Origin of the sequence: Qipengyuania flava (assembly GCF_011762005.1) — a bacterium.
Lineage (GTDB): Bacteria > Pseudomonadota > Alphaproteobacteria > Sphingomonadales > Sphingomonadaceae > Qipengyuania > Qipengyuania flava.
In genome coordinates this window covers 78,314-97,233 of the sequence record NZ_JAASQU010000002.1, presented here as the reverse complement: position 1 = coordinate 97,233, position 18,920 = coordinate 78,314, and the positions used below count along the sequence as shown (strand labels likewise).

The 18,920-nt window shown below is 63.9% G+C and carries 18 protein-coding genes; 9 read left to right on the top strand and 9 right to left on the bottom strand.

Going from position 1 to position 18,920, the window contains the following annotated elements:
- Nucleotides 1-70: 70 nt before the first annotated feature.
- The 5 genes from FHS69_RS07180 to crtY form a co-directional block, all read right to left on the bottom strand.
- Entirely contained in the window at nucleotides 71-1,942 is a 1,872-nt protein-coding gene (locus FHS69_RS07180) for an acetyl/propionyl/methylcrotonyl-CoA carboxylase subunit alpha (RefSeq protein ID WP_166777155.1), read from the bottom strand.
- Between the two features lie 143 nt (nucleotides 1,943-2,085).
- Nucleotides 2,086-3,072, bottom strand: a complete 987-nt coding sequence (locus FHS69_RS07175) for a phytoene/squalene synthase family protein (protein WP_208380262.1) — start codon at nucleotides 3,070-3,072, stop codon at nucleotides 2,086-2,088.
- Between the two features lie 32 nt (nucleotides 3,073-3,104).
- Nucleotides 3,105-3,686 carry an LOG family protein gene (locus FHS69_RS07170; RefSeq protein ID WP_166777154.1) on the bottom strand — a complete coding sequence of 194 codons (582 nt, stop codon included), beginning with the start codon at nucleotides 3,684-3,686 and terminating at the stop codon, nucleotides 3,105-3,107.
- Between the two features lie 8 nt (nucleotides 3,687-3,694).
- Nucleotides 3,695-5,185: a phytoene desaturase gene (locus tag FHS69_RS07165; RefSeq protein ID WP_166777623.1), complete on the bottom strand. Its 1,491-nt coding sequence runs from the start codon at nucleotides 5,183-5,185 to the stop codon at nucleotides 3,695-3,697.
- A gap of 59 nt (nucleotides 5,186-5,244) precedes the next feature.
- Nucleotides 5,245-6,429 (bottom strand): lycopene beta-cyclase CrtY, encoded by a 1,185-nt coding sequence (crtY, locus tag FHS69_RS07160; protein ID WP_166777153.1) that lies wholly within the window; start codon nucleotides 6,427-6,429, stop codon nucleotides 5,245-5,247.
- Nucleotides 6,430-6,542: 113 nt separating this feature from the next.
- On the opposite strand from crtY, the gene FHS69_RS07155 reads away from it, so the two are divergent.
- The 5 genes from FHS69_RS07155 to FHS69_RS07135 all read left to right on the top strand — a co-directional run bounded on the left by FHS69_RS07155 (nucleotide 6,543) and on the right by FHS69_RS07135 (nucleotide 12,088).
- On the top strand, nucleotides 6,543-7,388 hold the full coding sequence (locus FHS69_RS07155; protein WP_166777152.1) for a MipA/OmpV family protein: 846 nt from the start codon (nucleotides 6,543-6,545) through the stop codon (nucleotides 7,386-7,388).
- A 59-nt stretch (nucleotides 7,389-7,447) separates the two neighbouring features.
- A complete protein-coding gene (locus FHS69_RS07150) occupies nucleotides 7,448-8,716 on the top strand; it encodes a metal-dependent hydrolase family protein (protein WP_166777151.1) in 1,269 nt (422 codons plus the stop codon).
- 100 nt (nucleotides 8,717-8,816) lie between these two features.
- Complete coding sequence (locus FHS69_RS07145) at nucleotides 8,817-10,640, top strand: DUF885 domain-containing protein (RefSeq protein WP_166777150.1); 1,824 nt, start codon at nucleotides 8,817-8,819, stop codon at nucleotides 10,638-10,640.
- Nucleotides 10,641-10,744: 104 nt separating this feature from the next.
- Entirely contained in the window at nucleotides 10,745-11,899 is a 1,155-nt protein-coding gene (locus tag FHS69_RS07140) for a glycosyltransferase family 87 protein (protein WP_166777149.1), read from the top strand.
- A 39-nt stretch (nucleotides 11,900-11,938) separates the two neighbouring features.
- A complete protein-coding gene (locus FHS69_RS07135) occupies nucleotides 11,939-12,088 on the top strand; it encodes a hypothetical protein (RefSeq protein WP_166777148.1) in 150 nt (49 codons plus the stop codon).
- A 79-nt stretch (nucleotides 12,089-12,167) separates the two neighbouring features.
- Here the strand turns inward: FHS69_RS07135 and FHS69_RS07130 are convergent, their stop codons facing one another.
- Nucleotides 12,168-13,691: an alanine/glycine:cation symporter family protein gene (locus FHS69_RS07130; protein ID WP_166777147.1), complete on the bottom strand. Its 1,524-nt coding sequence runs from the start codon at nucleotides 13,689-13,691 to the stop codon at nucleotides 12,168-12,170.
- A 297-nt stretch (nucleotides 13,692-13,988) separates the two neighbouring features.
- Between FHS69_RS07130 and secE the strand changes: the two genes are divergently transcribed.
- Together secE and nusG are read left to right on the top strand one after the other, a co-directional pair.
- A complete protein-coding gene (gene secE, locus FHS69_RS07125; RefSeq protein ID WP_067462379.1) occupies nucleotides 13,989-14,192 on the top strand; it encodes a preprotein translocase subunit SecE in 204 nt (67 codons plus the stop codon).
- A gap of 44 nt (nucleotides 14,193-14,236) precedes the next feature.
- Nucleotides 14,237-14,773: a transcription termination/antitermination protein NusG gene (nusG, locus tag FHS69_RS07120; protein WP_067462384.1), complete on the top strand. Its 537-nt coding sequence runs from the start codon at nucleotides 14,237-14,239 to the stop codon at nucleotides 14,771-14,773.
- Between the two features lie 65 nt (nucleotides 14,774-14,838).
- On the opposite strand, the gene FHS69_RS07115 is transcribed toward nusG, so the two are convergent.
- From FHS69_RS07115 to FHS69_RS07105, 3 genes are all read right to left on the bottom strand, one after another.
- Nucleotides 14,839-15,963 (bottom strand): transporter, encoded by a 1,125-nt coding sequence (locus FHS69_RS07115; protein ID WP_166777146.1) that lies wholly within the window; start codon nucleotides 15,961-15,963, stop codon nucleotides 14,839-14,841.
- A 69-nt stretch (nucleotides 15,964-16,032) separates the two neighbouring features.
- Nucleotides 16,033-16,407 carry a hypothetical protein gene (locus FHS69_RS07110; RefSeq protein ID WP_166777145.1) on the bottom strand — a complete coding sequence of 125 codons (375 nt, stop codon included), beginning with the start codon at nucleotides 16,405-16,407 and terminating at the stop codon, nucleotides 16,033-16,035.
- A 46-nt stretch (nucleotides 16,408-16,453) separates the two neighbouring features.
- Nucleotides 16,454-17,488, bottom strand: coding sequence for a retroviral-like aspartic protease family protein (locus tag FHS69_RS07105; RefSeq protein ID WP_166777144.1), 1,035 nt, complete (start codon nucleotides 17,486-17,488; stop codon nucleotides 16,454-16,456).
- A gap of 245 nt (nucleotides 17,489-17,733) precedes the next feature.
- On the opposite strand from FHS69_RS07105, the gene rplK reads away from it, so the two are divergent.
- Nucleotides 17,734-18,165, top strand: a complete 432-nt coding sequence (gene rplK / locus FHS69_RS07100; RefSeq protein WP_067462399.1) for a 50S ribosomal protein L11 — start codon at nucleotides 17,734-17,736, stop codon at nucleotides 18,163-18,165.
- Between the two features lie 4 nt (nucleotides 18,166-18,169).
- Nucleotides 18,170-18,862 (top strand): 50S ribosomal protein L1, encoded by a 693-nt coding sequence (rplA, locus tag FHS69_RS07095; protein WP_166777143.1) that lies wholly within the window; start codon nucleotides 18,170-18,172, stop codon nucleotides 18,860-18,862.
- Nucleotides 18,863-18,920 lie beyond the last annotated feature (58 nt).

Genomic DNA, 18,920 nt, shown 5'->3' with positions numbered 1-18,920 from the left:
CGGCAATCCAGAGCGCATCGGGACTGGATTGCTTCGCTACGCTCGCAATGACTGGGGAGTTTGTGAAGCCCTATTCTTCGACCGGCTCCACTACGCAAAGCACGGCCTCGACCTGCACCTGCGCTCCCTCGGCGGCGGAAAGCTCGGTCACGGTGCCGTCGAACGGCGCGGTGAGCGCGTGCTCCATCTTCATCGCCTCGAGCACCATCAGCCGCTGGCCCGCGGTGACCGCATCGCCCTCGGCGACATCGACCGCAATGACCTTGCCCGGCATGGGCGCGACGATGGCCCCGTCACCCGCTGCCGCGGCGCCCGATCCGCGCGACTGGCGCTCGAAGGCGAATGCCTGACCATCGGCAAAAACGACGGCGCGCGCCGGATCGACGAACCCCGTGGCATCCAATTCGTTCAACGATGATGCAGCTGCGACAGTTCGTGACTGGCCCTTGTGCAAAAGCGTCGTCGCCAGCACTCCCGGTGCATTGAGGCGGAAGCCCATCGGCAAGTCATCATGCTCTTCAAGCTCGGCGAGAGCGATGAAATCTGCGGCATTCTGCCAGATGCCGTCATCGGCTTCATCGGATGAAACGAGGCTGTCCAGCTTGTTCTCGATAAAGCCCGTGTCGAGATTTGCGTTCTCGAAATCCTCATCGCGCAGGCAATTAGCAATGAACGCCGCATTGGTCTTTACCGGCCATATTTCGACGCCCTCGGCAATGCCGGCCAGTTGGTCGATGGCCTCGTCACGCGTTTCGCCCCAAACAACCAGCTTGGCGACCATCGGGTCGTAGAAGGGCGAAATCATATCGCCTTCCGCGACGCCGGTTTCGATCCGCCCTTCGGTGCCAAGTTCGAAATGATCCAGTGCGCCGGTGGACGGTAGGAAGCCGCCGTTCGGATCTTCGGCGTAGAGGCGCGCCTCGATCGCATGACCGTCGATGTAAAGCGCGTCCTGTGCCAGCGGGATCGGTTCGCCGCTCGCCACGCGCAGTTGCCATTCGACGAGATCGACCCCGGTGATTTCTTCGGTAACCGGGTGCTCCACCTGAAGCCGCGTGTTCATCTCCATGAAGAAGATGCGATCGGCGCGCAGACCTTCGCTGGCGTCGGCGATGAATTCGATCGTTCCGGCGCCCTCGTAATCCACCGCCTTGGCTGCGCGCACAGCGGCGGCGCAGATTTCCTCGCGGGTCGCCTCGTCCATGCCGGGGGCGGGGGCTTCCTCGATCACCTTCTGGTGGCGGCGCTGGAGCGAGCAGTCGCGTTCGAACAGGTGGACGACATTGCCGTGGCTGTCGCCGAAGACCTGCACCTCGATATGGCGCGGCGACGTGATCCACTTCTCCAGCAGCACCTCGTCATTGGAGAAGCTGGCCTTGGCCTCGCGCCGGCAGCTTTCCAGCATCGCCTCGAAATCCGCAGCCGCATCGACCTTCCGCATGCCCTTGCCACCGCCACCCGCGACGGCCTTGATCAGCACGGGATAGCCGATGGCGTCGGCCTCGGATTTGAGGCGCTCGACCGACTGGTCTTCGCCCTCGTAGCCGGGGGTGACGGGCACGCCTGCGGCGCGCATCAGCTTCTTGGCGGCATCCTTCAGACCCATCGCCTCGATGCTCGATGGCTTGGGGCCGACCCAGATCAGCCCCGCATCGATCACCGCCTGCGCGAAGGCAGCGTTCTCGGACAGGAAACCATAGCCCGGGTGGATCGCCTGCGCGCCGGTCTGTTTCGCCGCGGCAATGATCTTCTCGCCCACCAGGTAACTCTCGGCAGCGGGGGAGGGGCCGATATGCACTGCCTCGTCGGCGGAGCGCACGTGCAATGCGCGCGCATCGGCATCCGAATAGACCGCGACCGTGGCGATACCCATGTCGTGCGCGGTGCGAATGATGCGGCAGGCGATTTCGCCACGATTGGCGATCAGGAGCTTCTCGATCATGCGGGTGCCGCTAACCTATTTTGCAAGGCATTGCGAGCCGCAGGCGGTGCAATCCATCCACGAGCGTGTTCGCAACTGTCATGGCTGGATACGCAGTGCCGCACGGCCTTTCGGGCCGTCGCGCAATGCCGGCTATTGCGGGGCTACCAGCCGGCCACCGGCCTGAAATCGTGCCTGCTCCACAGGATCGGTTCCGTCGGAGGCACGGGGCGGTTCCACAACGCCTCGAAGAAGGCGGCGACGATATGTGCAGCCTTTTCGGGTGTGCTGATCCGCGTCCGCGTATCCCAGGCCAGCTGGCCGCGGTTCAGGACCTTGCGTCCGATGCCGCCGTAGATCCGTGCCGCTGCCAACACCGCCCAGCGTTGACGGAAGCGGAGCCGGCGCGCGCCAAGCTTGGCCGCGGCTTCGTGCTTTTCCATCAGCGCGATCATGCGCGGCATCAGGCTGGCGAGCCGGAAGCGGTTTTCGGGCAGGGCATGCTCGCCCTTTTCCCAGCCCATCTCGTCGAGCCAGGTCTGCGGCAGGTAACAGCGGCCCGCATCGTTATCTTCCACGATATCGCGCGCGATGTTGGCGATCTGGAAAGCGAGGCCGAGATCGCATGCGCGATCGAGCGTTTCGCCATCGTCGGGATGTACGCCCATGATCCGCGCCATCATGATGCCGACCGCGCCGGCAACGTGATAGCAATAGCGCATCATGTCGGTTTCGGTCCGCGGGCTCCAGCGCGCGGCATCGAGCGCAAAGCCCGCGATCACGTCGTTCGCTTCCTCCAGCGTCAGCCCGCATTCGTCGGCGACGAGGCCGAAAGCGTCGAAGGCGGCATCCGCGGTCGGCTGTTCCTCGAAGGCGCGGCGGGTAAGGATCCGCAGCGCCTGAACGCGGTCCTCGGCCTCCTTCATATCGCCCTGATCGCCCAGCGGCCCGCCCTTGTCCTGATTGTCGGCGATGTCGTCGCACCGACGGCACCAGGCGTAAAGCAGCCAGCTGCGCTCGCGGGTGGCCTTGTCGAACAGCTTGGAAGCGGCAGCGAAACTGTGCGAGCCCTGCTCGATCGAATCGAGCGATTTCTCGACCAGCACGGCGCGGTCGCGACCACCCCCGGCCCGGGCCGGAGTGGCACGCATGTAGCGCGACTGGACGAGAGTGCGCGGCTTGCTCAGAGGTCGTCGGCCTTCATCTGGAAGATGGGCGTATGCGGTTCGTATGACGCCATCTTGTCGAGCAGCCCGTCGAGCGTGGTATCGTGCACCAGAATGCCCTGATGCACGGGGCGCACGAAGCCGACCTCGGCCATCTTGCGGTTGAACGCGATCAGCTCGTCGTAGAAGCCGAAGGCGTTGAGCAGGCCGACCGGGTTGTCGTGATAGCCGAGCTGCGCCCAGCTCATCGCTTCCCACAATTCGTCCATCGTGCCGACTCCGCCGGGGATGGTGACGAAGCCGTCGGAAAGGTCGGTGAAGCGCTGCTTGCGTTCGTGCATGCCGCCGACGGTGTAGAGCTCGGTGCAATCGTGATTGGCGACTTCGGAATTGGCGAGCGCATCGGGAATGACGCCGATCACTTCGCCGCCCGCTTCGAGCGCGCCGCGCGCGGTCGCGCCCATCAGGCCGAGCCGCCCGCCGCCGTACACGACGCCGATGCCGCGTGCTGCGAGGCCCTTGCCGACATCGTAGGCGAGCTGGATATAGCGCGGGTCATCGGGCGAGGCCGAGCCGCAGTAGATTGCGAGACGATTCATCTTGCGGCTCATACCGCCAGATCCTCGATCATCAAGCCGGCGGTGGCCTTGGCACTGCCGACCACCCCGGGGATGCCCGCCCCCGGGTGGGTGCCGGCCCCGACGAGATAGAAATTGTCGATCACGTCGTCGCGGTTGTGGCCGCGGAACCACGCGCTCTGTGTCAGGACCGGTTCGAGGCTGAAAGCGCTGCCCATATGCGCGTTCAGATCCATCGCGAAATCGCGCGGGGCGTAATGGAACTTGGTGACGATGCGCGAATGGATATCGGGGATCAGGCGTCGCTCGAGCTCGTCGAGAATGCGCTTCTCGAGCAGCGGGCCCATTTCCTCCCAGTCGACCGCCAGCTTGCCCATGTGGGCGACGGGGACCAGCGCGTAGAAGGTGCTCATGCCTTCGGGCGCCATCGACGGGTCGGTGACGGTCGGATGGTGCAGGTAAATCGAAAAGTCCTGTGGCAGCACGCCATGATCGTAGATGTCGTCGAGCAGGCCTTTGTAGCGCGGGCCGAACAGGATCATGTGGTGCGGGATGCCCGGCCAGCTGCCCTCGATGCCGAAATGCACCACGAACAGGGAGGGGCTGAAGCTCTTGCGCGACAGGCTGCGGGAATAATCCGCGCCGCGCTTGGAGCCGGACAGCAGGTCCTTGTAGCTGTGCATGATGTCGGCATTGCTGGCGACGGCATCGAACCGTTCGCGCCAGCCCGAATGCGTTTCGACCTCGGTCGCCTGCTTGCCCAGCGTGTGCACATGAACCACCGGGTCGTGCAGCCGCATCGTGCCGCCAAGCCGTTCGAAATGGCGCACCATGCCCGCGATCAGCCGGTTGGTTCCGCCACGCGCCCACCATACGCCGCCATCCACTTCCAGCTTGTGGATCAGCGCGTAGATGCTGCTGGTCTTCATCGGATTACCGCCGACCAGCAGCGTGTGGAAGCTCAGCGCCTCACGCAGTTTCTCGTTCTCGACATAGCTCGAGACCATCGAATAGACGCTGCGCCAGGCCTGCTGCTTGGCGAGCGCCGGCGCCGCCTTGAGCATCGATTTGAAATCGAGGAACGGCACATGGCCAAGCTTGACGTAGCCTTCCTCGTAAACGGCTTCGGAGTATTCGAGGAACCGCTGGTAGCCTGCAACGTCGGCCGGATTGAGCTGGGCGATCTCGCGGAACAGCTCCTCTTCGTCGTTCGAATAGTCGAACTGCGTCCCGTCGGGCCAGGCGAGCCGGTAGAACGGCATGACCGGCATGAGCTCGACGTCTTCGGCGATGTCGTGTCCCGACAGTGCCCACAACTCCTTCAGGCAGTCTGGGTCCGTTATCACGGTCGGTCCGGCATCGAAGGTGAAACCTTCGCGCTCCCAGTAGTAGGCGCGGCCACCGGGCTTGTCGCGCGCTTCGACCACCGTGGTCTGGATGCCGGCGGACTGAAGGCGGATGGCGAGCGCCAGACCACCGAAGCCCGAACCGATCACGCATGCACTGCGCCCAGTCGGCATCGGTTCTACCGGCCCGTTGGTTTCATCCGTAGCGGCGAAAGTGGAAGTATCGGCGTTCATTACGACCTTTCATGGACCAGCGGGCTGCCCTTGCCAAGCAAGGCCCGGATAGCGGCTGGAACAGGTACGGGCGGACGGCCCGAGAGGATGCGGAGCTTGTCGCCCAACGTGGGATTTCCCGCGTAGAACCGTTCGACGAGCGGTTCGCGCAGACGATAGAAGCGCTCGAACACGCGATAGCGTTCCGCAGGCGCTGCGGCATCGAACAACATGCGGCCCAGCCGGCGATAGAAACGCATGGCCGCCCAGTGGCGTCGCGCCCGCCGTTCGAAAATCGCTGCCGATTGCTCGCCGGGAAGCCGTGCCTCGCGTGCGAGCGCAAGCGCATTGGCGACCGCGAAAGGCAGCGTATAGCTGGTCAGCGGATGCGTGAAGCCGCCGCGCGCACCGATGCGGACCACACCCGGCGGTCCGAGACTGCGGCGATAGGCAGCGAAATCGCCCCCGGTGATCACGGGCAGGATACCGGCCTCGCCGCCCACGATCTCGCCCTGCCATCCCATCCGCTCGCAATAACGGTCGATCCGCCCCGACAGCGCATTGCGATCGAGCAGGGGACGGTCGGCGTAATAGGTGTCTTCGACGAACAGGTCGTGCGCGCCCAGTGGCAGGGTGTAGACGAAGCGGTAGGCGTCGTGTTGCCTGACATCCGCATCCATCACGATCGGACGGGGCACCGCATGCGCTTCGGGTGTGCGCAGCAACCGGCCCATGAAAATCTGCCACCCCCCGCGCAAATGCGGCGTAGGCAGAAAATCCCGGCAATCGACCACCACGCGAGCGGGGATGTGTTCGCCGCTTTCAAGAGTAATGCCGTCCGCCAAGAGTTCGGAGACGCGCGATCGGGCGCGGATCGTGTTTGCGGGCAGGGCACGGCGCAGTGCGGCATCGAAATCATGGCTGGCGAGCGAGCGGTAGGACGAGCCGAGCCGCCGCGAATGGGCAGGGAAAGCCACTTCGTAGCCGTCGTTCCATTCGACCTTACGGAATTGTTCGAGCAGGTCTTCGCCCGCAGTGTCGAGATCGCTGGCGAACCAGCTCCAGCGGTGGTTGCCTCCCAGCGTTTCGCCGGCTTCGAACAGCGCCAGTCGCAGCTCGGGATGCGCGCGGTGAACCGCCAGTGCAGCCAGCCCGCCTGCGAGCCCGCCGCCGACTATCGCCATATCGATCATGCGCCCGGTCATTGGTGGCAGGCTTACGGCTCCGGCGCGTCAGCGGCAATCGCTTTGACGCGCGTTACGGGAACGTGACGCTCTGGTGAGAGTTGCACGACCAAGGATTCACTGAGGGAAATTCCATGAAGTCACTGTTCGCCGCCGCAACCGGTACGCTGGCGCTCGCCTGCGCCGCCCCCGCCATGGCCCAGAATGTCGAAGCGCTGCCCGAAGGCGCGGAAGACACGGTGTTCGACGATACCTGGGTGTCGGTCGGCGTCGGCGCGATCTATTCGCCCAGCTATGACGGTTCGGACGATTATGTCGTCTCCGCAATCCCGATCATCCAGGGCAAGGTCGGCGGCGTTCGCATTTCGCCGCGTCCCGGCGGTGCGGCGCTCGATTTCGTCGACGACGACAGCGAGGGAGCCCGCATTTCGGCCGGGGTCGCTGCCAAGCTCAACCGCAACCGCGCTTCGCAGGTCGAGGACGAGGTCGTGTTGTCCTATGGCGAACTCGACACCGCGTTCGAAGTCGGTCCTTCGATCGGGGTCAGCTTCCCCGGCGTGCTCAACCCTTACGACAGCGTCAGCTTCAACATAGACACGCTGTGGGACGTGGCAGGTGCGCATGACGGGATGACGGTCAATCCCGGGGTCACCTATTTTACGCCGGTGAGCCGCGGCGCCGCGATCTCGCTGTCGGTGAGCGGGACCTATGTCGATGACGACTACGCCGACTATTACTACTCGGTGCCCGCCGGTGGCGCCTTGCCTGCATTCCAAGCCGATGGCGGATGGGACAGCGTTGGCGCCAATTTGCTGGTCGGGGTCGATCTCGATGGCAACCTCGCCAATGGCGGGGTCTCGCTGATCGCACTCGGCGGCTATTCGCGCCAGCTGGGCGACAGCAAGGACACGCCCTTCACCGCAATCCGCGGCGATGCGGACCAGTGGATGGGCGCAATCGGTATCGGCTATACCTTCTAAACCGGGTTGAACCGCGCGGGCCTTGCGGGCATCCCCTCGGGAAACCAAGGGGATAGAGAATGAAACCTGCCGCACTGCTCGCACTTGCCGGAGCGCTGATCGCGACGCCCGCATGGGCCGATACCACCGTGATCCATGCTGGCGCGGTGGTGGTCGATGCGCAAAGCCAGCCGCGCGGTGCCTCGACCATCACGGTCACCGATGGCCTGATCGTCGGCGTGGCCGATGGACATGCTCCGGCGCCCGAAGGCGCGGTGCTGGTCGATCTCAAGGACAGGACGCTCGCTCCCGGCATGATCGATCTGCACGTCCATCTGACGGGCGATCCGGGTGGCGACTTCTGGAAGGCGACGGTCGAACCCGACGAATGGGACGTGGTCGTCGGTGCGAAGAATGCGCGCGCAACCGTGCTCGCCGGGTTCACTACCGTGCGCGAGGCGGGCAGCGGTCCGGCCAGCGCGTTCTCTCTGCGCCGCGGCACGGCTGAAGGGTTCATCGACGGCCCGCGCATCGTGGCGGCCGGACCCGCGCTGGCAATCGTCGGCGGTCATGGCGACGTCAACGGCTTCCGCCCCGAAATCAACGAGCTGCTCGACAGCGGTTTCACCTGCACCGGCGCGGTCGAATGCGCGGAAAAGGTCCGTCTCGCCAGCCAGAACGGTGCCGACATCATCAAGATCACCGCGACAGGTGGTGTGCTGAGCCAGCAAGGCCGCGGGCTCGAGGCGCATTTTACCGATGCCGAAATGAAAAGCATCGCCGATACGGCGCATTCGCTGGGGCTGAAGGTCATGGCGCATGCGCATGGCGCGCGCGGTATCGAGGCCGCGGCGCGGGCAGGGATCGATTCGATCGAGCATGGCACCTATCTCGATGAAGCGGCCGCGCGTGCGATGAAGGACAACGGCACGGTACTGGTGCCCACGCTGATGGCCTTCAAGGGCGTGACCGAGCGGCTGGGGCAGGGCATCTACACCCCCGTCGTCGAAGCCAAGATCCGCGAAGTGGCGGATACGGCGCGCGTGTTCATGGGGCGGGCCTTGCGTTGGGGTGTTCCGATCGCCTTCGGCACCGATGCAGGCGTCTTCGGACATGGTCGCAATGCAGGCGAATTCGCGCTGATGGTCGAGCAGGGCATGAGCCATAGCGATGCGTTCGCCTCCGCCACGACCAATGCCGCGCGCGTGCTCGGGCTCGAGAACGAGATCGGCCGGCTTGCCGCAGGCTATTCGGCAGACATCATCGCGGTCGCCGGAAATCCGCTCGAAGACACGAGCACGCTCGAGAGCGTTGACTGGGTCATGGTGCGCGGTCGCGTCATCGAATAGCCGCCGGTCGAGCGCTGTGCCGCATTCGTAGCAGCACGCGCTTGCCTATGGCGTCGCGATTGTGTTGTACCCCCGTAATACAGATTACAGGGGAATAACCATGAAACTCGTCCGCACCGCGCTCGCTTCGGGCGCTGCACTGTCGCTCGTTCTTGCGGCCAATCCGGCGCTGGCTCGTGATCATCATGCCGAGACCGAGGCGGCAGCCGAACAGAGCGAGCATGACAAGCTGTTCGCCTTGTTCGAGGATTCGGACGCGCGCAGCCTCGAACTCAATCCGCTGGGCCGGCTGTTCCGCGGCGACGACACCAATGCCGACCGGCTGGGCGATTTCCTTACCGATTCCTCCTTCTATGCCAGCCGTCTCGACACCCAGCTCAACCTCGCCAAGCTCGCGCAGATCGACCGCAGCAAGCTGACCGAAACCGACCAGCTCGCCTACGACGTTTTCAAGTATAATCAGGAATCCGCACTGCGCGGGATGAGCGACGAAATTCGCGCGCTGACCGAAGTGCGACCGGCCAACCACTTTACGGGCTTCCACACTTTCTATCCGAATTTCGCCAGCGGCGATTCCGCGGCGCAGTTCAAGACGCTGGCCAATTACGAGGACAATCTGTCGCGCCATGACGATTATATCGAGATTTCCGGCCGCGCGATCGACAAGTTCCGCGAAGGGATGGAAAGCGGCGTAGTCGAGACCAAGCTGACGATTGGTATCGTGATCCAGCAATTGGACACGCTGCTGGCGATCCCGGTCGAGGATTCGCAGTACATGAAGCCGGTGAAGAACTTCCCGGATGATTTTTCCGAGGACGACAAGGCCCGCCTGACCGAGGCCTACACCGCCAAGACCAAAGAGATCTACGCGGCCGATGCGGCGATGCGCGATTTCCTGCGTGACGAATATCTCGCCGCAGCACGCGACAGCGTGGGGTTGAGCCAGATGAAGGGCGGCGACAAGCTCTATGCGCAGATGATCGAAGCGACGACGACCCTGCCGCTGACCGCCGACTATCTGCACGAGTTGGGATTGAGCGAAGTCGCGCGGATCAAGAACGGGCTCGAGGAAATCAAGCAAGAGGTCGGCTTCACCGGCTCGCTCAACGAATTCTTCGACTATGTCCGCACTGACGAACAGTTCAAGCCCGAGAGTCGCGAAGCGCTGACGCAGAGCTATTACGATATCGGCGAGGAGGTCGACGGAAAGATCGGCGAGTATTTCTCGCTGGTTCCCAAGACCCCGCTCGAGATCAAGCCCTACGATCCTTCGGTCGAGCAGTTCTCGGCAGGCGGATCCTACCAGTCGGGTGCACCCGACGGTTCGCGTCCGGGCACGTTCTATTTCAACGCCTACGACCTGCCCAGCCGCCTCACCACCGGCAATGTCACGCTCTACCTGCACGAAGGCGCGCCGGGGCATCACTTCCAGATCAGCCTCGCGCGCGAGAACGAGGCACTGCCCGCCTTCATGCGCTTTGGCGGCAACACCGCTTATGTCGAGGGCTGGGCGCTCTATTCGGAGACGCTGGGCTACGAGATGGGGTTCTTCGAAGACCCATGGAACCGCTACGGGACGCTGCAGGACGAACAACTGCGCGCCATGCGGCTGGTGGTCGATACGGGCCTCCACGCCAAGGGCTGGAGCCGTGAACGGGCGATCGATTTCATGCTCGAAAATTCGGGCATGACGCGCACCGAAGTGGTGGCCGAGGTCGAACGCTATATCGCCATTCCCAGCCAGGCGCTCGCCTACAAGGTCGGCGCGCTGAAAATCCAGGAACTGCGCCAGCGTGCCGAGGAGAAGCTGGGGAGCGATTTCGACATCCGCGAGTTCCACGCCCAGGTGCTCGACACCGGCGCGCTGCCGATGCCGGTTCTCGAAGCGAAGATCGACCGCTGGATCGCGGCCCCGGTGGATTGATCGAGCGGCGCGGGCGGGGATTGACCCCCGCTCGCGCTGGTTAGCGTGACCGGCGCGCGCTAATCCCTTCGTCGCATGATTCACGCGAAGGGGAATTAGGGGCGATGGACTGGCTGCGCCGGGCTGACTGGCTCACGCATGAGCGGGTGCGCGGCTATGCGCTGCTGCTGGCGCTGGCCAGCCTCGTTCTCGTGGGCGTGTCGTTCTGGCGCGCAATGCCGCCCGGCACGACCGACTTTCTCGCCTTCTGGGGCGCGGGCCAACTGACCGCCGCGGGCGATCCTGCCGCAGCCTATGATCTTGCAGCGCAGCAGCGCGTGCAAAGTGCGACCGGCAGTTCGGGCTGGTTCGCCTTCGTCAATCCGCCGCCATTCCTGTTCGTGGTCGCGCCGCTGGGCGTCCTGCCCCTGCCGATCGCCTGGGCCGCATGGGTGGCGCTGACATGGGGCCTGTGGTGCTGGGCCGGCATCCGGGCCTTTCCCCGCCTGTGGCCACTGGTGCTGGCCTATCCCGGCGCGCTGATCGCGGCGGGACATGCCCAGACCGGGCTGCTGACGGGCGCCTTGCTGGTGCTTGCAGCGCATGAACTTTCGCGTCGTCCGCGCATCGCGGGTGTGGCGATCGGCGCGCTGGTGATCAAACCGCATCTGGCCGTGCTGACGCCATTCTGGCTGGCCGCAGGTGGCCGATGGCGCGCGTTCGCTGCTGCGGGGCTGACCGCTGCGGGCCTGCTTGCAGCAGCATGGCTGACGTTCGGCACCGCGACCATGCTCGCCTATACCGACAGCTGGGCGGCCAGCCGCCAACTGGTCGAGCGTCTCGATCCCGCATTCATGCTGCGCATGAGCACGGCGTTTGCGCAATTGAGGCTGCTGATGGGCGACGGGATCGCGCTGGCTGGCGCCGGGCTTTCGGCAGCGTTGGCGCTGGCGGTGGCACTGACGGGCTGGCGCCGGTTCTCGGGCGATACGAGCGCGGTCGCGGCTGCCGTGCTCGCTGCGACCGCGCTCGCCTCGCCCTATCTGTTCAACTACGACCTGCCCTTCCTCAACTATCCGACGCTGTGGCTGGTGCTGCAGGGCCTCGAACGCGGCTTCCGCCCCTATGAGAAGCTGGCGCTCGTGCTGCTTTATTTCGCGCCCTATGCCACGCGTGCAGCGGCCTTTCCGATCGGCGTCAACCTGATGCCAATCGCCGCCTTGGCGCTACTGGCATTGATCTGGACCCGTGCATCGACGGGAACCGCGCGGCGGGGCTGACGGTTTACCCTGCAGCACTGACATTCATGGAGGTTACCCATGTCGAGCATGTCTTTCCGCAGCAGCCATCCCGATCGGTGGGCGCAGCCCAAACCCTATACCGACAGTTCGCTGCGCTACCGTATGCATGGCAAGATCCTGCCGATGGAGAAACCGGGCTTTTTCGCGCGCCTCTTCGGCCGCTACTGATCCAGCCTTCAACAGCCAGAGAAAAGGGGCCGGGGAGCGTTATGCTCTCCGGCCCCTTTGTCTTGCGATAGAGGGTGCCTCAGTACTCTTCGGGTTCCTCGGGCGTCGCCTCATGGAATTCCTTGCCCGCCGTGCGGTCGCCGCGAGCCAGCTTGAACACGACCCCGCTAAGCAGCGCGAGCGCGAGCAGGTTGGGCAGCACCATGGTGGCGTTCGAAATATCGCCCAGACGCCATACCAGTTCGCTCGGCTGCGCGGCGCCGATGAAGATCACCACGCACCACAGCACGCGCCAGACCATGTGCAGCTTCTTTTCACCTTCGCGGGTGGATCCCTTCATCCGGTCGTACAAGAAGGTGATCGCGCGTTCGCCGTAATAGCTCCACGTCAGCAGCGTGGTGAAAACGAACAGCAGCAATGCGATGCTGGCGACCAGCGTGCCGATGGGGATCGAGCCGACCTCGAACGGAAAGGCCGCTGCGAACGCGCCGCTGGTCATCTCGAACCCGACCCGGTCCGATTGCCAGGCATGTGCAACCGCTTCGCCGCCGGCAGTGAAATCGCCGCGTACGGTCAGGATCACCAGCGCGGTCATGGTGCAGATCACGATCGTGTCGATGAAGGTGCCCAGCATGGCCATCCGGCCTTGCTGTTCGGGATCGTCGGTCTGCGCGACCGCATGGGCGATCGGCGTCGAACCCTGGCCCGCCTCGTTGGAGAACAGACCGCGTGCCACACCCGCGCGAATCGCCATGATGATAGCGGCGCCGGTGAAGCCGCCGACCGCGCTCTGCGGGTTGAAAGCGCCGTTGAAGATCAACGCGAAGGTTTCGCCCAGGTCGCCGAAATTGAGCGCCAGCGCGATTACGGCCATGACCAGATAGGCGGCGGCCATAAAGGGCACGACGCTTTCCGCGACGCGGCCGATCGACTTGATGCCGCCGATGATGACGATGAAGACGAGGATCGCAACGATCAACCCGCCGAGCCATTCTTCGATCCCGAACAGCTCGTTGAGGCCGTCGGCAACCGCATTGGCCTGAATCGAATTGCCGGTGACCAGCGCGCTGAACAGCGTGCCCAGGCAGAACAGGACCGCCAGCCAGGTCCATTTTGGGCCAAGGCCCATCATGATGTAAGTCATGGGCCCGCCGCGTTTCACCCCGTCGCTGGTGGTTTCGCGATAGCGGATGGCGAGCGAGCCTTCGGCGAAGGCCAGCGCCATGCCAAACAGCGCGGTGATCCACATCCAGAAGATCGCCCCGGGGCCGCCCAGCGCAATGGCCGTGGCCACACCGGCGAGATTGCCCGTGCCGACCTGACCCGAAAGTGCGGTCGAAAGCGCAGCGAAGGGGCTGATCTCGCCGGCGCCTTCGCTCTTGCGACCGGCGAACAGGCCCTTGGCCGCAGCGCCGAGTTTGGTAATCGGGTAAAAGCGCAGCCCGGCCATGAACCACAGCCCGACCCCCAACAGGATGATCGCCAGCGGCGGGAAGGGGATGACGGCTTCGCCGTTCCACAGGCCTGCCCAGATGAAATCGGAAACATTGGTGACCGGCTGGACCAGCCGATCACCCAGACTTTGTGCCTGGCCTGTTGCCATTGCGAGTATTCCCCTCATGCGTCCCGGAAACTGAAAGCAGGCACGCTAGTGTCGCGGAACGGTCTTGCAAAGGGTGAATGCTTGCCGCTTCCCCCGCTTCCCCCGCTTCCCCCGCTTCCCCCGCTTCCCCCGCTTCCCCCGCTTGCCTTTTGTCCCATGCGGGAGTAGACGCAGCGCCGTCTTCCGACATTGGGATCAGATAAAAGCCCCTCCCGGACTTGAACCGGGGCGGCGAAAGACCCTACCTGAAAGGGACGTGGCGGAAGGCGGCACGAATTTTACGCGAGAGACGTGGACATGGCAGAGCAGAAGAAGACCAGCCCGGCGGAATTCCTCCGGCAGGTGCAGACCGAAGGGCGCAAGGTCGTATGGCCGACGCGCGAAGAAACGGTGCGCACCGCGATCTTCGTGTTCATCCTCACGGTGATCCTCTCGCTTTTCTTCCTCGGCATCGATTCGCTGTTCAGCGCCGTGGTGCGCTGGCTGCTGACGCTGGCCTGATCGGTCAGGTCCCGAGCCGCATTTCGACAGGGTAACGAGTACACATGGCACGCTGGTACATCATCCACGCCTATTCGGGCTTCGAGAACAAGGTCCGCGATGCGATCATCGCCGAGGCCGAGCGCCTGGGCCTGTCCGAGGGCGTCGAGGAGGTCGAGGTTCCGACCGAGACCGTCACCGAGGTCAAGCGCGGCAAGAAGGTCCAGGTCGAACGCAAGTTCATGCCGGGCTACGTGCTCGCCAAGCTGAACATGACCGATGATGTCTATCACCTCGTCAAGAACACGCCCAAGGTGACCGGCTTCCTCGGCACCAACAACAAGCCGCAGCCGATTTCCGAAAAGGAAGCGGCGCGTTACTTCGGCGGCGTGGAAGAAGCGCGCTCCGCGCCCAAGAAGGAAATCAGCGTCGATTACGAAATCGGCGATCAGGTCAAGGTGCTCGACGGTCCCTTCGCCAGCTTCAACGGGCTGGTCGAGGAACTCGATTTCGACAAGCAGAAGGTCAAGGTCTCGGTCTCGATCTTCGGTCGTGCGACCCCGGTCGAACTCGACTTCGAGCAGGTCGAACTGGTCAAGTAAGCCGCAGCCACGCTGTGGCTTGATGAAAGGCCCCGCCCGGACGATCCGGGCGGGGCCTTTTCGATTCAGAAGGTATGTCCGAGCGAGACCGAAAGACGCCAGTCCTCGGGCAGCTGGATGCCGTTCAGGTCCTGATAGACCGGCACGCCGAACTCGACACCGACCTGCGGGCGGTCGGACCCACCCACCGGCAAGGCGACATTCGCGCCGAAGCCGGCCAGCACCTTGTCCCCGCCGTAATTCGCCTGGATATCCGACGGCGTGGCATGGTTGTGCGGCCCGTTGTAATGGCCGAGGATCTGGCCCTCGTATTCCCAGGTGATCCGGCTGGTCAGGCTGAACCCGCTGTCCACCAGATAGCTGAGCCACCCCGTCGCCTGCGCCTTGTCGCCGAAAGCGAAGCCGCTCTCGTTTTCGTCATCGGTGCGCCAGCGATAGCTCGCCTGCGCGCCCCAGCCGATCAGCCCGGACTGGCCGGCTACAGTGACCGAGGGCTCGATATCCCAGGTGCCGCTGCCCGACTGCATCATGTAATGGACGAAGGTGCCGTTGGCATTCTTGCGATCGACCTTGCCTGTCGGGGCCCAGACGCCGAGCGTGGCATGCGCCTTGAACGCGGGCGTGTTGGCGAGCCGGTAGCTGGCCGAAACCAGCGTGTCGCCGAAGCCTTGCGTCGAATGGCTCATCCTCTGGCCGAACGCCATCGAATGGTGGTTGTGATCCATTCCGCCCATGCCGGTGTCGCCGCCCATGTGATCCATGTCACCGTGGCCCATCCCCGTATTGGCGGGATCGATGCCGACCATCGTCATGTCGTGACGCATCCAGTGCGGCATGACCATCAGCGTGAGCTTGTCATTGGGCGCATACATGATGTCGAGCATGACCATGTCCATGCTCATCTTCGATGCCTTCACCGCGTAGCCTGCGGCCAGCACCTGCGCATCGGTCAGCTTGTCCGTGCCCGACTGGTTGGCACCCGAATATTCACTGCGCGTGTACCGCAGGCCGATCATGAACTCGCCACCGTCATGGGTGTGCTCGTTCATCAGCCCCGCAGCGGGATGCAGCGTGACGGGGGTAACGACGATCGCGTCGTCCGAAGCGTCTTCGGTTTCCTGTGCATGGGCAGGATAAGCGGCAAGCAGAGGCAACGACGCCAGTACGGCGCGCACGATTACGTGTTTCATTGAATTTTCCTGTCGTAAAATGAGAAATGCCGTGGTCGCGGCGTTCCCCATGGCGACGGGAAACGCCGGTCAGGCGGCGACAGGCGGCGCGCGGCCGGGTGGCAGGAGAAATGCGGTGCGTTCGAGCAGCAGCGCGGCAAGCATGCCGATGGGTTGTTGGGCGGCTGGTGCCGCACGGTCGGCGGTGGCAGACGTTTCGGGAAGCGGCGCATCGCCGGCGAAACCGGCGAACAGGCAGAGGCCGCTCTCATGTGCCGCGGGTTCGTGCGGCGAAGTTTCCCGGTCGAGCGTGATGGTCACCGTGGCGGGGGAATTGCACATTTTGGCGACGATCACATCGGTGCGGTCGGTGTCGGGCATCCATCCCGCGGGCACCAGCGCACGCAGGAAGAGCGTTGCCGCCAGCAGCAGCCAGATCGCCTTGGTCGCGCGGGCCCGTTCCATGCGGTGGGCCCTTATGGGCGCGCTATTGTAATGGCAATAGAGCCTGTCAGCTGCAGGCGGTCGACCGCTCGGCGCGAAGTCTCGATGCAACAGTGGTTGTGCGCAGCACCAGCGACGTATTGTCGCACTTTTTGAGCTGGAACCGGACCTTGCGGTCCTTGAAATCGAGCGAGACCCGACGGAAATTTTCCATCAGATCGGTCCCCAGCAGCAGTGATGGCTTGTCCTTGATGCCAAACACTTCGAACGGAGGGATGTCGGCAAAGGCGATCGGGACGTTGCGCAGCAGGATTGGTCCGAGCTTCATCTCCTTTACCAGCATGAAGTCGATTTCCATTTCCTTGCCGGTAACGCCAAAGACCTTGATCTTGCTGAAGTTGCCTGCCCGGCGCAGCGCGAGCTTGTCGCGCAATGCGCGATTGCCGATGGTGATTTCGGAACCGGTGTCGACGACGGCCTCGACCCTCTGCCGATCGGCGCGCACCTCGGTCAGGATCAACTGTCCACGCTGCAGCCTGCCCTTGACCACGATTACACCGTCCATCACGGGCGCCGGGGTAAAACCGTCATCGACGCTGATGTGCCGGTTTTCGAAGTCGAGCAACAGTCGCTGTTCGACCAGCGCGTCGAGACCGATCATGCCATCTCCGCCCAGATCGCGCTCGTCCAGCACCGGCAGTTCGAGATCGGTCGTTGCAGTTGGGCCAAGAACGATCTCGTCGACATGGACCCGGTCGACCATCTTGCTCTCGGTCACGCCGTGGAGCATTGCAGGCGTGCCTTCGGGCATCGCGAGCTTGCCGGCCAGCCGTTCCCCAACGACGGAGGTATCGGCGCCGCTGTCGACAACGAATCTGTGAGGACCGGTGCCGTTGACCATTACGTCGACGGTCATTCGGCTTCGCAGCTTTTCGGTGCCGATTTCCTCCCCGCCGATCGACAGCGTTTCGTCGAATTCGGCGGGGGGAAGGCCGGGCAAGCGCGCATCGCTGGGTTCCGCTGCTTTCGGCTGCTGTGCATTCGCTATGGTGGTCATGCCAAGCAGCGCGGCAAGGGTAATGCTGTTCAGTCCTCTCCTCATGCTTGGGGCGTATAGAACACAATTGTGGCGGGCGAGGGGCCTTCGATGAAGGTAACATGCTACGCGACGGACGTGCGGCGTAAGCGGCGAATCGCTTGCAATCACGGGCGATATCGCTATGTGCGCGTCATCCCAGACCATTCTCGGGAACCCGTGCGGGAGGTCTGCCCCGGCAGACCGCTTGACCGCTTACCATGAGCCGCTGTTGGAAACAGCTTCGGCGACAGTGAGAAAGGAGGCCAATTATGGCCAAGAAGATCGACGGCTATATCAAGCTGCAGGTGCCCGCGGGCACTGCCAATCCCTCGCCGCCCATCGGCCCTGCGCTGGGTCAGCGCGGCGTCAACATCATGGAATTCTGCAAGGCGTTCAACGCGGCCACCGACGGCCTCGAAAAGGGCATGCCGATTCCGACCACGATCACGGTCTATGCCGACCGTTCGTTCAGCTTCACCACCAAGAGCCCGCCGGCCAGCTTCCTGATCAAGAAGGCCGCCAAGCTCAAGTCGGGCTCGAAGGAGCCGGGCAAGGTTTCGGCCGGGTCCATCAAGCGTTCGGCGCTGACCGAGATCGCCGAACAGAAGATGAAGGACCTGAACGCGAACGACATCGAACAGGCCACCAAGATCATCGAAGGCAGCGCGCGTTCGATGGGCCTCGACGTGGTGGAGGGCTAAGATAATGGCTAAGCAGACCAAGAAGCAGCAGCTCGTCGCCAAGCTCGACAGCGAGAAGCTCTACACCGTGGACGAAGCACTCGCCACGCTGCGCGAACACAAGGCGAAGTTCGACGAGACTGTCGAAGTCGCGATGAACCTCGGCGTCGACCCGCGCCACGCTGACCAGATGGTCCGCGGCATGGTGTCGCTGCCCTCGGGCACCGGTAAGGACGTCAAGGTCGCCGTGTTCGCCAAGGGCGACAATGCCGAGAAGGCCCTGGCCGCGGGTGCGGACAAGGTCGGTGCCGAAGACCTCATGGAAGACATGCAGAACGGCAATCTCGACTACGACCGCGTGATCGCAACGCCCGACATGATGGGCGTCGTCGGCCGCCTCGGCAAAGTGCTCGGCCCCAAGGGCCTGATGCCGAACCCGAAGCTGGGCACCGTCACCCCGAACGTGGAACAGGCCGTGAAGGACGCCAAGGGCGGTCAGGTCGAATTCCGCGTCGAAAAGCAGGGCATCATCCACAGCGGCATTGGCAAGCTGTCGTTCAAGGACGAAGACCTGAAGACCAATTTCAAGGCGCTTACCGACGCCATCGTCAAGGCGAAGCCGTCGGGTGCCAAGGGCAAGTACGTCCGCAAGGTCACGCTGACCTCGTCGATGGGCCCGGGTCTCAAGGTCGATCTCGGCGAAGTCGAGGGCGCCTGACGCTTTTCCCTCCGGGGATTGTCAATCAGGGGGCCGGAAGGTGCAGACCTTCCGGCCC